General features: G+C 48.8%; 2 protein-coding genes. Both read left to right on the top strand.

Annotation, left to right across the window (positions count from 1 at the left end; genetic code table 11):
* Positions 1-444: 444 nt before the first annotated feature.
* The gene (locus tag ACXJ5O_RS26880) at positions 445-894 is read left to right on the top strand and encodes a hypothetical protein (protein WP_457302576.1); all 450 of its coding nucleotides are present in this window, start codon (positions 445-447) and stop codon (positions 892-894) included.
* A 163-nt stretch (positions 895-1,057) separates the two neighbouring features.
* On the top strand, positions 1,058-1,450 hold a 393-nt coding region (locus tag ACXJ5O_RS26875), incomplete at its 3' end, for a hypothetical protein (RefSeq protein WP_457302575.1).

Raw genomic sequence — 1,450 nt, 5'->3', positions numbered from 1 at the left:
TTTCAGCCCTGATGTAATTCCCCAAAGTGGGTCACCAGAATTCCTCCGCGCCGCATCGGTAAATAGGGCCTTCGCTTCCATCCGATCGGTATCGGCGCCAAAGAATCCATCTACGAGGGTAAGGGTTTATTTGAACTGTGACTACCTATCTCCTCAGACGCCTGTGAGTGATCCTAGTTACGTCACAACTTTCTCTTTCTTTGGGAATGGCCATGATCATGGGAGTGAGAGTGATCTTTCTGTTACAGTTGATCTCACAGAAGCCCTGTCAAGGATCCTTAGGACAGGAAGGCTCACAGGCAATCAAATCGTCGTTCAGTTAATGCCAGTGGGCGCGGATTCACCGCAAGAATCGGTGGTGCAACCTAAGCAAATCGACGTGGCAGTGCTCTAAGTTCCAACTTTATGCTATCGTCTGTCGTTTAGTGTGACGGAGGCTTAGCTATGAGCAAGGCACATTTAGTTTTGATGGCTTGTGGGATGACGTTCTTCCCACTAACAGGGGCAGCTGATTGCGACTCGCATGTTATCGCCAAGTATGATCCCGTCATCATTGCTACACCAACTGCCCTCAGTGATCGCCTTGCGCTTGATGTTCAAGTAAAGCAAAACCCCAATCCAAAGGGCAAACGCGCTGCCACAAGGGGTGTGGTTGAGGTTAGATCTCCAACGAGTGGCAAGAGTATCAAAATTGGCAGCTTCTCGGTGTTTCCGTCGATGGAGGGTGAAGGTCCTCAGCAATATCGTTTCGATGTGTCTGCTCAAGCAGCCAGCTTGAAGTCCCTGGGTCCCTCCTTGGAGGTCGATGTTGTGGCCGTGGATGCCATCACAGGCGAGCCAACTTCCGAGAAACCCTTTAACGTGCTGGGTGCAGAATTCCATACGGTAAACTGATCCACCAAGCCATGCCAGGTGCTTGTCATCCAAAGAAGCGACTGGCGAAGGCTTTTCTAAGCTTAAGCACAGTTAGAACGAGATATGATGTGAGCAATGGCAACCACAACCTTAACGTGTTATGTTGATGGGTACTGTTTTTACTTGAGAGAGGAATGCAGTTATGTGGGGAACGGTTTATGCCGTCGATAGCATCGAGACTAAGGTTTCATTTTCCAAGAAAATTGGCGCTCGAACATTAAAGATTACAGCCATGGGTAGAGCAGCCACCTCCGGCTGGAAGAACGGTCAACTTAGCGTTTATCATTATATCGTCCCACCAAAAGACGGGATTTTAGATTTCAACTTTTATGCTGAGTATCCGGATAATCCGAAAAAGCCAGGGGCTGACGTCATTACTCCGATAAAGTCGAAACCGTTGACGCTTCCTATTCCCCGTTGGGTGGTAGGCGTACGAGTTCACGCAGCAAGCAATAGACTTGTTGAAAAATTACCTCGGTTCATTGAAAAAGAGACTGCGGGTGAAGGTATGCCACTACCGTGGCCGTTCCCATAC

The sequence above is a fragment of the Phyllobacterium sp. P5_D12 genome (assembly GCF_054049495.1).
This window is presented reverse-complemented; position numbering and strand designations above follow the sequence as displayed.